Below are 12,779 nucleotides of genomic sequence, written 5' to 3'. Positions count from 1 at the left end.
TTCCGGCGGCGGTTTTGTTCAAATCCTCTGCCTGCCCTGGCCACGCCGCATTATCTGCGGCCAAGCCGGTTGGGGACGTCTTTCCTCAGCACGATGCTCAGCGCATGTGGCAGGGTGCGCATATAGCGCCACGTCAGATAGCGCGGGCCTGTCAGGACGCGGTGAAACCATTCTAACCCGATGGTCTGCATCCAGCCCGGCGCGCGCGGGTAATCGCCAACAATATAGTGGAAACACCCACCACAGGTGACGATCCAGGCGCAATGATCCAGCTTGTCGGCGATGCGGGCCGAGAAAAACTGTTCCTTCGGCTTCCCAAGCCCGACCCACAGAATGTCGGCGCCGCTGGCATTGATGTCTGCGACGACAGCATCCTCATCAGACGCATCGAAATAGCCGTTGCGTCGCCCCGCGATGACCAGGCCGGGATACATCTGCGTCAGCTTTTCGGCGCAGTCGCGGTTGATCTCTTCAACCCCACCCAAAAGGTAGAAACTCAACCCGTTTTCGACAGCAACCTTGGCAGCCGAGTGGATAAAGTCAGTTGTTGCCGTACGCTCGGGCACGCCATAATTGCCATAAGACAGGCGCGACGCCCACACCACGATCTGACCGTCTGCATGCACAATGTCGGCCGCATCGATGGCCCGGGCAAACTTTTCGTCACTGGCATAGGACGAGATTGCATGCGCGTTTGAATCAAATACAGTCACGGCCCGCTTCAGCTTGCCGCTTTGCCGCAATTGGGCGTCTTCTACCATCAATTGGGTCAGTTCATCAGCGCCTGCGATTGCTACTGGCATGCCTCCGACAAAAGCATGCGGCAGACGCTTTTCCACAATCTTGTTCATACAAAAACCAACTGGGTACAGAAAACAAACGCCCGATCAGGTTAACAGGCCCGTCGATTCGTACTAGGAAATTCATCGCATTCACGACGGATTGTTTCGATTTCTGCCCGTATTTTCAGAATTCCCCGCAAACTCGCTTACTTTTCACGGCCAATTGTGGTTTGCTTGATCTATTGTTGAGTTTTTCTGGCCCGCCCCTGACCAATGCTGATGTAGTCTTGTCCTGCGCATTGGTGACCGGGCCTGTGTGAATGTTAACTGTGCCACACGTTGTTATGAGTGATGACTGATCAGTACCGCCGAGGGCTAGACGTAGAATTATCGGGTCCGGGACCCGGATCCGTAGGCGACCCCGAGCTTAGAATGCTGTCCAATGTCGCATGGGCCATCAGACGGTCCATCCTGACGATTCTGGCCTTGGCGTTTGGCGGCGGGCTGTTGGCCTATATCTTCACCTACACATCTGACACCCGGTTCACATCTGTGGCCAAGGTCATGATCGAGACCCGCGTTCAGACGGAAACGCAGTTCACGCCGCAGGTGTCCGGGCTGCCGCTGTCTCTGACCTCACTGGAGAGCGAACTGCAGTTGCTAAGATCGACAGACCTGATCGAAAGCGTGGTCCTGCGGTTGAATTTGCAGAATGATTCCGAATTCGCGGGCGACGACTCCGGGTTGAACCTGTCCCCCGTTGCACTGCTGCGCGGCGTCAAGAACGGGGTGGTTGACCTGCTGAAGGGCGGCGAGGATGAGGCCGACAGCACAGGCGGACGCAGCGAAGAGGAGCTGCTCAGGGATTCAGCCGTTGAAAGCCTGCTCAGGGCCCGCCGCATCGAACAGGTGGGCGACACCTCGGCCGTTTATGAAATCCGCGTCACGTCGCGCTCCAACCAGAAGGCCGCGCAGATTGCCAACAGTCTGGCCTCGGAATACCTGACGGTTCTGACCAAGATGAAGCGCGATGCGCTGGGGCAATCGCAGGATTGGCTGACCATCCGGATCGGCCAATTGCGCGAGGATCTGAACAAGCTCAGCTCAGGTCTTGAGACCCATTCTATCGAAACGCCCTATTCCCCGGATGAATACGCGACCATCAAGGCGCAGCGAATCAAGGCAGAGCGCCGCTCGGCCCTGACCAATGAAAGTCTTGTTATGCTGGAAGAGCAAACCGGCACGATCAACCTTTTGCGTGATCAGGGTGAGCTGCAGCAGGCCGTGGACTATGCCGCGCAAGCCGGTCTGCTGTCGCGCAGCTCAACCAATGATATCAGCGATGCGGATGCCGTTGCGGCGCTGGACGCCGTTCAGCAATCCGCCGACCGTAAAATGGATCAGTTTCGGAACCAACTGGTGACGCTGGAACAAAACATCGACACGTTCAAGGAACAGCAGGCCCGTCAGGTTCAGCACGATTCCGTAACCAAACGGATCGAGAATGAGATTCTGGTGACCGAAGCCATCTATCGTGATTTCGTCTCGCAATTGGGGCGCCGGGCGGAACAGGGCGATTATCTAGACGCCGGCGCGCATGTTATTGAACGGGCCCGCCCCGCTGTCGATCCGTCCGAACCCAAGCGGTCGCAAACCTCGATCAGCGTCATGTTCGCCATCGTATTTCTGGGGCTGATCTGGACTGTCGCACGGGAAATTTTTCAAACCCGGCTGCGGACCACTCAGGAATTCGAAACTGCGTCAGGCGTCAAACTGTCGGCGATCCTTCCTGAGATCAGGGATGAGCCGCCCTTTGAAACCTTCTTTGCCCATGAGGGAAAGCTGGACCCCGAATTGCAGCATTTCGGGCGCAAATTGCTGGCCAGCAGCGATTTGGGACTGCGCGTCACCCAAGGTCAGACTGAACCGGCGGCGGCGCAATCCAATTACGTCTTTTCGAACCGGCCCAAGCACCTGACGTCCGAGGGGAAATGCGTGATCCTGTCCAGCGCCTCGGCCGAAGCGGATGAGGGGAAATCTTCGTCCCTGCTGTTGCTGGGTGCGGTCAGTGCCAAGGCAAGTTACCGCACGTTGATCATCGATTGCGATACGGTCACATCCGCCTATCGCGTCTATTCCCGCATGACGCCAGAGGCGCTGAAACACGCCGAAACAGACCCTGATTTTCTACTCAATTACGTGGTGGGCAGCCCGCAGGAAGGGCTGGACATCCTGCCCTTGATCCGCAGCCAAGAGGATGGCCAACAGGCGCTGGCCGGGGATTTCCTGTGTTCGCAAGCTTTCCTTGATCTGCTGTTCACGCTGTCGGACATGTATGACGTGATCCTGCTGGATACGCCGCCGCTGCTATCGGCTGTAGAATCCGCCTATTTGTCACAGATTTCGCATCGGGTGCTTTTGTTTTCGCGTTGGAACAGCACCACCAAGAACACGATGTACCGGGCCCTGCGCGAGTTGGAGAATGTAGGCGTGCGGGCTTCGGCGCTGGTGGCGACGCGCGTCGATCTGAAAAAAGCGCGGCTCTATGGCGATCCCAACTTTGGCTAAAGGGCTTTGCGGTCTTGTTTAAAGGCCCCTGCCGCCGCAGCGTCACGCAAATTACGCAAAAAATCACTTAATATGATATTCTCAGAACGTGATTCTTTTTTTGTTTTTTGTGTCGGGTTATCAGTGTGCGGGTTTCAGCAGGGGAAGCAGATTTCAGCAAATACGATGTGATCGTAGCGGGCTCGGGGCTGGCAGCCTATGCCATGGCGCAGCGTCTAGCAGAGGCGGGCAAAAGCGCGATCTTGCTGGAAACCGGACAAACCGAATATGACGGGTCTGTTCAATCCGACTTTGCAGACATAACCGGTCGCGGGCATTTGGACGGATCGCACTGGCCCGTGCATTGGGTGCGCGCGATGGGGGGAACCTCGGCGGTTTGGGCTGGTTATTGCAGCACGATGATCGAACGTAACTTTCGCCAATGGCCAATCACGGCCCGGGACCTTGCCCCCTATTACAAGATCGCAGCCGGTCTTCTGAACCGAACCGAGCCTTTTCTGGAATATGCAGCGGGCTTTGAGCCCGGCTTTGTCTACCGCCCGATTTCCACCGAGGAACCCTTGCGCCTGATCCGCGAGCCGCAGCGCTATGATCGGATGCCCAATATCGATCTGGCACTTGGGACGACGCTGAACCGGCTATATCCCCGCGATGACCGGCACGGGGTTGAGGCGATCTCGGTTCATATGCCCGGCGATGATGTCAAAAAGATCGATCTGCGGGCGGATCAGACGGTCGTTCTGGCCGCCGGGGCGATGGGGAACGCACAAATTCTGCTCAGCTCTTACCAGGAAAACGGGCCTGCCGTCGGCAATGAGACCGATCAGGTCGGGCGCTATCTGATGGAGCATCCGCATTTTCCCGATTGCGCCAAGTTGATCGGCAGTGGTGCCTTCCGGCTGCCTGACTTACCAGACGATTTCGGGGTTCGCGTTGATCTGCTTGAACCGGACGACGCGCTGTATGAACAACTGGGCGCGCTTGAGGTTTCGGCCGCGCTGTACCCAAGCCGGTTTAATCCCAATGACTCTGTTGAAGCCATGTTTGCCGAGAAATGGGGCGACGACGCTGTGGCCTACGGCATCATTGTCCGGGCCGAAATGGATGCCGATCCCGAAAACCGCGTCACCCTGCGGTCGGGCACCGATCCGGCCGGGCTGCATAAATTGCGCACCAGTTTCCATGTCGGCGGGCGCGTTTTCCGCGCCGTAGACACGTTTCTTGAGCTTTTGGGCGAACGGCTGATGACCGCCGATACCGGGCGGCTGCGCATGTCGAATGACGAAATCATCTTTGGCGTCTCTGGCGGAGGCCACACGATGGGCACCACCCGGATGGGTACATCACCAAAAACCAGCGTCGTAGATGCCGACTGCCGGGTGCACGGATATCAGAACCTCTTTGTTGCGGGCTCATCGATGTTCACGTCGGTCGGGCATGCCAATCCGACGCTGACGATCATGGCTTTGGCCGCGCGGCTGGGCGACAAACTGGGAGGGATCAATGAGGTTTAACAGGTTAACCCGAAGAAGCCTGCTGTTCGGCGTTGGCGGTTTCGCGGCGGGCGGCGCGGTGACAGGCGTTGTCGGTTTCAAATACCGCGATCAGGTCCGAAAACTGCTGGGCGTATCACGCCCCAATATCACGCAATTGGGCATGGCCAGCGGGGCCGAAGACGATTGGCTGCTAAGCGCGGCAGATCGTGAAGAACTGACCAAGCACATCGCCACCGCACAAGTCGAATAAGCGCCTATTCCGGACGATCCTTTGCATCCAGAATTCTACGCGAAAACAGGAAGTTTATGACCATCCCAGCCAGCGTTGCAGGCACCAGGGCCAGCACCGGATAGGTCCCCGCAATGTCATTCAACCGGATCACGGCGACAAAAACCGCGTAATTCACCGCCAGTCCGAAACTCATCGCCAGCACATAGCTGACAAACTCCGAAACGTTGGGCGCGGCTTGTGTGGCAAAGGTGAAAGTTCGGTTCAAATACCAGGTCGTTGTCACAGCGCCCAGAAAGGACAGGATGCGCGCGCCCTCGGGGGGCCAGTTCAGCCCTTGAATAGCAATCATCAGCAATGCGGCATCCACCACAAAGGCCACCGCACCCACAATTGCGAATTTCAAGAACTGTGAAGACAACATCGTGGAAACAACTGACAGCAAACTCCAATACTTTCATATACTCTGAAACAAGGTTTTTCATCAAAAGCAAGTCATCGGGTTTTTCTTTTGACAGGTCTGAATTTCTGGTAATTTCAAACGCATTGGTGATGTTAAGATTGTTTGGGTTGGAAGGAAAAGACCTTGTTGAAGGAAAACGAAACCTCTGACCTGCCCGGTTTTTCCACGGAGACTGACAGCTCTGGCGCCCAGTGTCGGATTGCGGTGATTTTACCCTGCTACAACGAAGAAGCAGCGATTGGCCTAACAGTCACGGAATTCAAAACAGCCCTGCCCGAAGCCGCGATCTATGTGTTTGACAACAACTCGACGGATCAGACCGTAAAGGTCGCCACCGAGGCAGGCGCAATCGTCCGGTCCGAGGCCAACAAGGGTAAAGGCAACGTGGTGCGTCGCATGTTTGCCGATGTCGAAGCGGATATCTATGTGATGGCCGATGGGGACGCGACCTATGACGCCAGCACCGTGCGCGACATGGTCGATCAATTGCGCAGCAAGAATCTGGATATGCTGAACGGCGCGCGACAACATTCGGATGAGGCCGCATATCGCCGGGGGCATAAATTCGGCAACCGGCTGCTCACCTCGATGGTGCGGGTGTTTTTCGGCAAGAACCTGAACGATATGCTGTCGGGCTATCGCATCTTTAGCCGACGGTTTGTCAAAAGCTTTCCCAGCATGTCCAGCGGCTTTGAGATCGAGACCGAACTGACCGTGCATGCCCTGCAATTGCGGCTGCCCATCGACGAGGTACCGATCAACTACAGGGCCAGGCCCGAAAACTCGGAATCGAAACTTTCGACCTACGGGGACGGGATCAAAATCCTGCGCATGATCAGCTTTTTGGTCAAGGAAGAGAACCCGATGTTGTTCTTCCTGACGCTGGCCGGGGTGATATTCGTGCCGTCCTTTCTGGTATTCCTCTCGGTGCTGTTCGAGTTCATCGAAACCAGCCAAGTGGCACGTTTTCCCTCGCTCTTTGCGTCTTTGTCGGGGTTTGTCATCACCGTGGTTTGTGTCGCATGCGCGCTGATACTGGACACAGTCTCGCGCGGCAGGCGCGAGGCCCGGCGCCTTAGCTATCTGCAATACCCGGGGCCAAACCCTTAGGTTCCTGACCCTGAGATCGCGACCTGACCTGCGCTGTCTGAAACACCAGCAACGTGGCCAGGAACGGCAGCAACCAGATAACCCGCGCCTGATACCTGTGGTGCGGATCGGACAGCACGCCACAGATGACCGCATTCATTACCAGCGTTGCAAAGATCAGCACCACCAACGCCAGTGCGGTATTTGACACGGCCCGCCATCGAAAGGCATGGGCCACCCCTAGCACGCTTAGTGCGACCGCGACGTAGACAACGGCTGACAAGAATTCGAACGGATACTGCCCTGTCACAGCCCACGACTGGGCGTAGTCTGATAACGCACGTTCCGTCATGTAATGGGGGGCGCTGTCGGTTATGACGCGTTCAGCCGTTTGAAATTCATACAATCCGAACATTCCATATTGCTCGGCCGTGTTTTTCAGCGACGATAGCAACTGCATCCCCGGATAGGTACGCGCTGCGGTCAAGAACACGGTCGCATCCTCGGCGCTAAGCCGCTGTTTGGTATCCTCATCCGCAGTTTGGTAAAACCCGTTCTGGTCCCACAGAAAATATTGCGAATCCGTATTGTCCAATGGTCCGGCCTGACAAATGGCAAAATCATGCCCGCCGCATTCTTCGGCGATCAACGCGGCGACCGGGCCGTCCTCAATCCCCCGACCGGTCAAAAACGGCAGGCTTTGGGGCCAGCTGTTAAAGACCGCATAAGACACAAAAGCAAAGGCAAACACGGCGGCGATGCCCGTTCCAAACGCCAAAACAGACAGCACCCATCCCGACAGAACAGGCCGTATTTGCGGCCACAGCGCCATAAGAGCAAGCAGCGCGAGCAAGCCAAAGGTCAACAGGATATGACTGTTGTGAAAGGCGACCGAGGCCGTCAGCGTGACCCAACAAAAGACCAGTTGCCACACATTCAGATCGCGTTTGGCAAAGCACAGCAGGAACAGACACACCGGCACCAGCGCCGCAAACACATCTGGCATGGCGTAGGTTGAAAAATAGGGCAGCGGCGTCGCAATAGCACAGATCGCACCGCCAATCAGATACGGTGTCGCCGGGTTCTCGGTACATATTTTTCGCACAACCAGCCAGACCGCATAGCCAACGATCAAAGATTGCAGCAGCGCCAGCAAAAATGCGTTGGATTGCAGGAAGGCAAAGACAAAGACCCCATAATAGGGCGAGCGTGACATGGGAATTGCACGTTTGGTTTTGTCCTCTACCGCCCCAGCGGTCGCAGGTTGGCTGTCCTGCGTCTGGGGGACCTGCACAGTCTCACTGCCCAGCTTTCCGGCGACGGTCTGCACCACCGCTTTGCCCGCGTTGTTGTATCCCCGCGTATCAAAGAAAATGAACGGATAGCCGTTGATCACCGCAGGGGCCATTTGCATGAAGGCAAAACAGAAAACCAGCAGAACGGCCTTTAGCGTTCTCATCTCAGAGACAGGGGTAGACAGGCTGGATTGCGTTTTTAGATAAGCCATTGAAACTCGTAAACTCTGGGGCCAATCAAAATGCGAAGGTCAAAGAGAACCTGGCCCGAACATGCGCCCGTCAGGGCGGTATTCTCATCCCTTCATTCCGTCAGTTGCGACGTCTGCTCGGTCACTTGTTCAACCGAGATTTCGATACTGTCGCCCGGCAACAATTGGGTCAGCTTGTCGGCCCGCAGCTCTTGCAACTGGCCGTCAACAACCCGGAAGATCGTCACCGTATAATCAATGTCACTGATCAGGCTCTCGGTTCCGATCTCGCTGGATGCGCCTGCAAGGTATTTTGCGATCGTATCCATCTGGAGGCTGGCATCCCGCAGCGCCAGATGGGCCTCGCGGCGTTGTTGCAACAGGCGCAGGGATCGTTCCTGTTCATACAGTTCCTGATCCCGTCTGAGGCGGGTCAAAACCAGATTTGTTGTGGCCAGATCCTCTTCGACCTCAAGCAAGCGGGTGGCCGATAGAACCGTGGTCCGCCGCGTATCGGCCAGACGGGACCCCGCAGTCAGGCCGCGTTCCACCAGGCTGATGACCCGTTCTTCTTCTTCCTCATCCGCGGCCAGTGCCTTGGCCAGTTCAACCTCCTGTTCCTTCAGGATTTCAATGCGCTTTTCCGCCTGATCTTCGGCATCCTCGAAATACTGACGCTCACCGGCTTCGTTTTCCTGATTGACCGCACGAATCCGCATCTGTTCCGAGATCAGCTCATCCAGCACCGAAGCAGAGACCGAGACCTGGCCCTGCGCCGGTGGCTCTAACTCTAGGTGTTGACGCAACTCGGACGTTGTTCGCCAGACCTGCACCATCGCCTGCGCGTGTTGCAGCGCGGCCTGTCCATAGGTGGTCTGCCAGCGCAGTAGTTGAATGGGATCGACAGTGACATCATCGGCCAACAGCATGCTTCTGACCCCACCGGCCAGCGCCACCGCCTCGCGCGCGGTGATGGCGGGGCGGAAATCGATCTGTCCGGTACGCGCCACATCACCGCCGATAATGATGGGCCGGTATCCGTTACGCGCAACTTCGATTTCGTCACCATCCAGCTGAATGATGTAAATCTCACCGTTCTGATTGTATTGTTTGACGATCTTCCCGGCCGCATCCTGCCGTACCAGCATCTCAAGCTCATCCGCCAGCAGGCCCTGGGCCTCGAAATGGCCCAGCCATTTCAGATTGACGTTGCCATGGGCGTCGATGATAGCGTCGAAAGACAGGCCCTCAAGCCCGGTCAGCGACACCCGCAACTGATCCCCCGGCGCAAGCTTGTAATCGGCCGCGACGGGCGCGGACAAGACCCCCAGCGCCAGGGCAGCGGCGCAGAAGTTGCGCATCGGAACCAAGCCCCCAAACCATTTGGGCACTGAGCTAAAGGCGGTTTTTTTCACGTCTTCCATGATCGTAACATCCCTCTGTTCTCAAGGGTTGCGATGTGTCGTTCAGCGACCCGTGCGATTGCACACGGCCCCAACCGTCTGAAACAGTATCTTGAGGTCCAGCCCCAGGCTGATTTTCCGCGCATATTCACTGTCGAAAATGGCGCGGTCCGAAAACTCGACATCGTTGCGCTCGGACACCTGCCATAAGCCGGTGATCCCGGGTTTGAGCAGGTTGTAGTCCACGCCCGGGTACATCGATTGCTGCTGTGGCAACATGGGGCGCGGGCCGACCAGGCTCATATCCCCCATCAAAACGTTCCAAAGCTGAGGCAGCTCATCCAGCGAGGTCGCGCGGATAAACCGCCCGATCTTTGTGACGCGCGGATCATTCTCAAGCTTTTGGCGCGCCTGCCATTCGGCGGCCGCGGCGGGGCATTCCCTGATGTGATCCTGAAAAATCTGATCAGCATCAATCATCATCGAGCGGAATTTCAGAAAGGCGAATTCGCGCCCGCCAAAGCCCACGCGTTTCTGCTTGTAGATCGCAGGCCCCCCATCCAACCGAACACAGAGCGCAACCAACAGCATCAGCGGCAAGACAAAAGGTGCACCGATCAGGACCAGGCAAATGTCCAGCAGACGCTTGCCTTTGGCCACGTAAAAGCTTTCCAGTTTGGAGTGATCTTCCGAATTAGAAATAAAGCTTTGATTGGTATTATAAATTTCGGTCTCTTCAATAGGAAAAGAACCTCGGTTGTGGTTCATAATGACCCCCAAAAACTCACTCACTGACTACTCACAACGCACCCGGAACTCAGGTATCGCTTCACATCCCCACATGCGTTTGCACCCATGAAAAAAGGCGCGGCCCGTGAGTTCAAAACTTGCTTTGCTCAACAGATTTCAGGTGCAACGCCCTGACTTCCGTTGCCCCGAAATTATTTTCCCGACTCGGTAAAAAGAAAGAGGCCGGGTTCTGCCCTGAAAATATCTTCGCACTTATTGCCCAACCAGACAACTTTTTTGTTCAGACATCATGGAGGTGAAACGGCATTGTGAAACGCAATGCTGCTTTTTTCACAACTTTGTATTGGCAACGATTTCTGTCGGATTAAATCCGCTTTGCGCGTTTCACTCCGACATGCCGGGATACCAATTACTGCTCGGTTTCGACCGACAGTTTATTGTCCAGTTTCAGGCGCAGTTTGCTTTTGAAAAGCAAATGCAGTCCCGCAATAACGGCCGGCGCCAAAAAGCCGGCAATAAGGCCACCGGCAACAGCCGCGCCCGTACTGGCCCCCGAGGCGATCAATGCCACGATCAAAAGCGCGGCGGCCACTGGGCCCGACAGCAAATACACAATTATCATCTCAGACCTAGCTCGGTTTTGTCTTTCCGCATTTGACGCACCTGCATAACCCTTGCGCAGTATTGTGTCGGTTTTTGGGCAGCACCCTCTCAGCGTGTACTCGTCAGGGTCAGGGACCCGAAAAAGAAACTCATCAAGAAGATCGGGTTCAGTTTAACACCATTGGTTTTGAACCACGAGACATGTGTCTTTCGTTCCATAAAATCTAGGACCGATCGGCAATTTGGCACCACCTAGTGCGAAGAAATTTGCCGATACGAGATTAACATTCTGTTAATTAATAAATAATTCGAAATCAATTTCGGCTTTAAACTGCCCAATGGCGCGCTTTCTTCCACAAAGCAACCGCAGCGACCTGCCGGACCCCGATCAGGACGGCGACCATGAAAATCAGCCCCCCCGCCAAAAGCAAAAACTGCAGCACCAGATTCGAGGCCATCCCAGCCGCAATCGCGAACGGCGCATAGGCCAAAGCCCCGATCGCTGCCTTTGACAATTCAGGACCAGGCACGCGCAACGGATCGACCCGCTGCCCGATGATGTAATAGGCCGCAAAGCTGACGCCGCCACTGAGCAGGAATGCCCAGGGCGCACCAGGTGCCCCAAACGTGTAGACCAATAGGAAAGACAGCACGGCATGCACGATCAAAGATCCGATGCTGATCCCAAGCTGCAGCGCCGTCATTTTCGACCGCATGAACGCATAGCTGAAAAAGGCGCCCTGTAACCCGATGGTAAACGCCGCCGGGGCGAGCAGTCTCAGATACAGGTCGGTTTTGCTGGCAAACTCCGGCGCGAACAGCAGGTTGGTGAACACATTCGCCGCGCAGATCAGCGCCACGACGATAGGCATCGAAATCAGGATCAGGAACGAGAAATACCGATCCAGCACCGCATCGGATGAGGCCGCGCCGTTGGTCTCATGCGCCTCGAACACGCTGGGGGCCACCACGCGCGACAATGTTGTCATCGGTAATTGCAACGCTTTTGACGCAAGCGTCTGCGCCGCCGCGAAATACCCTGCCGCCTCCAACCCGGCAAAATAGGCCAGCAACGATTGCGACAGCATCGCAAAGAAAGACGCGCTGGAGGCCACCGCAGCCAGTGGGAACCCGAATCGGAAAAAGACCTTGAGCGTCGCAAGGCCGGGCAGGGTGATGCCAGACCGTCGAACCGCACGCAGCAGCGCATATGCGCCGGTGATCGCCGCCCCCAGCGACATGCCAATCACTGCGCTGGCATAGCCGCCGCCATTCAGCACAAACGCCACGGCCAGAGACACGCCCAGTGCCTGACGCAACAGGGTAACGGCGGCAAATCTCGGGCCCTCTTTGTACTGGCGCAAGCAGACAGTGCCCAATTCATACATCGCGTGGCTGGTGCAAAAAAGCACGGCCAAATAGAAACTGCCGACCCAACCCGAGGGTAAAAGCGCATGTGCCGCAACGGCGAGGCAGATCAACAAAAGCGCCAGCAAGGCCGAGGCCCCCAACACCGTCGCTATCGTTTTGCCCTGAAATTCCGGCGCATGATGAAAACGGCCCACCGAAACGGCCAACCAGTTGAAAGAAAAGGAATAGAGCAGCATGCCCGCCAAAACCGTCAGGTTATAGCGCCCGAAATCCGCTGCACCCAGAACGCGGGTCAGAACGATCAGAATCACGATGGCAATAAATGCCGAGAGCATTCTGGGGACAAAAAACCAAGTCATCGCGGATTGTTTCCCAAAATCGGCAAATCGAAACCTACACCCAAAACCGGCCCAAGAATGGGCCCTGAACACTCGTTACACATATCAACTTCCGTCGCGCCGCCGTGAAGACACCGGCCACGCAGGCAACCCAAACGCAAAACCCATCGCGCCTGATCCATAGCCGTACCGCATCACAGG

11 protein-coding genes are annotated in these 12,779 nt (G+C 56.3%); 4 read left to right on the top strand and 7 right to left on the bottom strand.

Annotated features, from left to right (window positions below):
• Window positions 1-50 precede the first annotated feature (50 nt).
• Complete coding sequence (locus tag ACRZ94_RS11105) at window positions 51-851, bottom strand: WecB/TagA/CpsF family glycosyltransferase (RefSeq protein WP_480797348.1); 801 nt, start codon at window positions 849-851, stop codon at window positions 51-53.
• A 363-nt stretch (window positions 852-1,214) separates the two neighbouring features.
• Between ACRZ94_RS11105 and ACRZ94_RS11100 the strand changes: the two genes are divergently transcribed.
• From ACRZ94_RS11100 to ACRZ94_RS11090, 3 genes are all read left to right on the top strand, one after another.
• The gene (locus ACRZ94_RS11100) at window positions 1,215-3,350 is read left to right on the top strand and encodes a GumC family protein (protein ID WP_480653253.1); all 2,136 of its coding nucleotides are present in this window, start codon (window positions 1,215-1,217) and stop codon (window positions 3,348-3,350) included.
• A gap of 125 nt (window positions 3,351-3,475) precedes the next feature.
• On the top strand, window positions 3,476-4,864 hold the full coding sequence (locus ACRZ94_RS11095; RefSeq protein ID WP_480797347.1) for a GMC oxidoreductase: 1,389 nt from the start codon (window positions 3,476-3,478) through the stop codon (window positions 4,862-4,864).
• Window positions 4,854-5,096, top strand: coding sequence for a hypothetical protein (locus tag ACRZ94_RS11090; RefSeq protein ID WP_480653249.1), 243 nt, complete (start codon window positions 4,854-4,856; stop codon window positions 5,094-5,096). The genes ACRZ94_RS11095 and ACRZ94_RS11090 overlap by 11 nt, the downstream gene beginning before the upstream one ends.
• A 4-nt stretch (window positions 5,097-5,100) precedes the next feature.
• On the opposite strand, the gene ACRZ94_RS11085 is transcribed toward ACRZ94_RS11090, so the two are convergent.
• Window positions 5,101-5,481 (bottom strand): GtrA family protein, encoded by a 381-nt coding sequence (locus ACRZ94_RS11085; RefSeq protein ID WP_480653247.1) that lies wholly within the window; start codon window positions 5,479-5,481, stop codon window positions 5,101-5,103.
• 180 nt (window positions 5,482-5,661) lie between these two features.
• Here ACRZ94_RS11085 and ACRZ94_RS11080 point away from each other — a divergent pair, with 180 nt between their 5' ends.
• Complete coding sequence (locus ACRZ94_RS11080) at window positions 5,662-6,648, top strand: glycosyltransferase family 2 protein (protein ID WP_480653245.1); 987 nt, start codon at window positions 5,662-5,664, stop codon at window positions 6,646-6,648.
• Here ACRZ94_RS11080 and ACRZ94_RS11075 read toward each other — a convergent pair.
• The 5 genes from ACRZ94_RS11075 to ACRZ94_RS11055 form a co-directional block, all read right to left on the bottom strand.
• Window positions 6,614-8,134, bottom strand: a complete 1,521-nt coding sequence (locus ACRZ94_RS11075) for a hypothetical protein (RefSeq protein WP_480797346.1) — start codon at window positions 8,132-8,134, stop codon at window positions 6,614-6,616. The two genes, ACRZ94_RS11080 and ACRZ94_RS11075, sit on opposite strands and share 35 nt — an antisense overlap.
• Before the next feature lie 92 nt (window positions 8,135-8,226).
• Complete coding sequence (locus ACRZ94_RS11070) at window positions 8,227-9,537, bottom strand: polysaccharide biosynthesis/export family protein (protein ID WP_480653241.1); 1,311 nt, start codon at window positions 9,535-9,537, stop codon at window positions 8,227-8,229.
• A gap of 42 nt (window positions 9,538-9,579) precedes the next feature.
• Window positions 9,580-10,284 (bottom strand): sugar transferase, encoded by a 705-nt coding sequence (locus ACRZ94_RS11065; protein WP_480653239.1) that lies wholly within the window; start codon window positions 10,282-10,284, stop codon window positions 9,580-9,582.
• A 391-nt stretch (window positions 10,285-10,675) separates the two neighbouring features.
• Window positions 10,676-10,858, bottom strand: coding sequence for a hypothetical protein (locus tag ACRZ94_RS11060; RefSeq protein ID WP_480653237.1), 183 nt, complete (start codon window positions 10,856-10,858; stop codon window positions 10,676-10,678).
• Between the two features lie 337 nt (window positions 10,859-11,195).
• Window positions 11,196-12,599: an oligosaccharide flippase family protein gene (locus ACRZ94_RS11055; RefSeq protein WP_480797345.1), complete on the bottom strand. Its 1,404-nt coding sequence runs from the start codon at window positions 12,597-12,599 to the stop codon at window positions 11,196-11,198.
• Window positions 12,600-12,779: the final 180 nt, after the last annotated feature.

It is taken from the genome of Ruegeria sp. CH10 (assembly GCF_056537125.1).
This window is presented reverse-complemented; position numbering and strand designations above follow the sequence as displayed.